This window comes from Zoogloea dura (assembly GCF_012927165.1).
Lineage (GTDB): Bacteria > Pseudomonadota > Gammaproteobacteria > Burkholderiales > Rhodocyclaceae > Zoogloea > Zoogloea dura.
In genome coordinates this window covers 1-1,068 of record NZ_JABBGA010000083.1, presented here as the reverse complement: position 1 = coordinate 1,068, position 1,068 = coordinate 1, and the positions used below count along the sequence as shown (strand labels likewise).

Annotated in this window: 1 protein-coding gene; it reads left to right on the top strand. The window is 62.0% G+C overall.

The features are described 5' to 3' along the window. Positions 1 to 50: 50 nt before the first annotated feature. Entirely contained in the window at positions 51 to 1,061 is a 1,011-nt protein-coding gene (locus tag HHL15_RS26185) for an IS30 family transposase (protein WP_169148699.1), read from the top strand. Positions 1,062 to 1,068 lie beyond the last annotated feature (7 nt).

Below are 1,068 nucleotides of genomic sequence, written 5' to 3'. Positions count from 1 at the left end.
GGGCGCGCTCTAGACTGAAGTGCAACACCCCGATTTGTTAGGGTGTAGGCATGGGAAATCACTACAGTCAGTTGTCGATGGACGAACGTAATCAGATTCATCGGTGCAGCAATGAGGGATTGAGTCTTCGGGCAATTGCCCGAAGACTCAATCGGCCGACTTCCGCGGTGTCGCGTGAAGTGGCGCGCAACACAATTGGCAAGAGCTACGATGCCGCCCGTGCCGAGCGGGCGATGCTGGCGCGCAGACGCCGCGGGACGGTCAAGCTCAAGAGCGGTTCCGTGCTGCTCAACCGGGTTCGCGCCTTGATGGCCGAGGGCTGGTCGCCGGAGCAGGTTGCGGGCAGACTGCGCCGTATGAACCCTGACGATCCTGCCTTGCACGTCTCGCACGAAACGATCTACTGCGCCATCTATGCCGTGCCACGGGGCGAGCTGCGCAACGAACTCATCGCCCAGCTGCGCTTCGCCCACAAGGCCCGCATGCCTCGCGCGCGGGGCCAGGACCGGCGCGGCACGCTGCCGAACATGACCTCCATCCACCAGCGCCCGATTGAGGTGGCGGCCCGCCTCGTGCCGGGGCACTGGGAAGGCGATCACATCAAGGGGCCGGGCAACCGCAGTTCGGTGGGCACCCTGGTCGAGCGCAAGAGCCGCTACCTGATGCTGGTCAAGCTGCGTGACGGTTCGGCCGAGGCCACGCTGGAAGGCTTCACGCGCAAGTTCCGCCATGTCCCGTTGGCCATGAAAAAGTCGCTGACTTACGATCAGGGCAGGGAGATGGCCCGCCACGAGATTCTCGCCAAGCGCGTCAAGATCGACGTCTATTTCGCCGATCCGCACAGCCCCTGGCAGCGGCCGACCAACGAGAATACCAACGGCTTGATCCGCGAGTATCTTCCCAAAGGGCTGGATTTGGCGCCGATCTCCCAAGGCTACCTCAACGCCATTGCCCGACAATTAAACAACCGCCCGCGCAAATGCCTCGACTTTGAAACACCAGCGGAGGTCTTTGCGAGGGAAATCATGAACTTTCAACCCAGTGTTGCACTTCAGACTTGAAACCGCC

Bases quoted from the DNA above. Each gene is read 5' to 3' on its own strand.
- HHL15_RS26185 (WP_169148699.1), top strand. From the start codon at position 51: ATGGGAAATCACTACAGTCAGTTGTCGATGGACGAACGTAATCAGATT.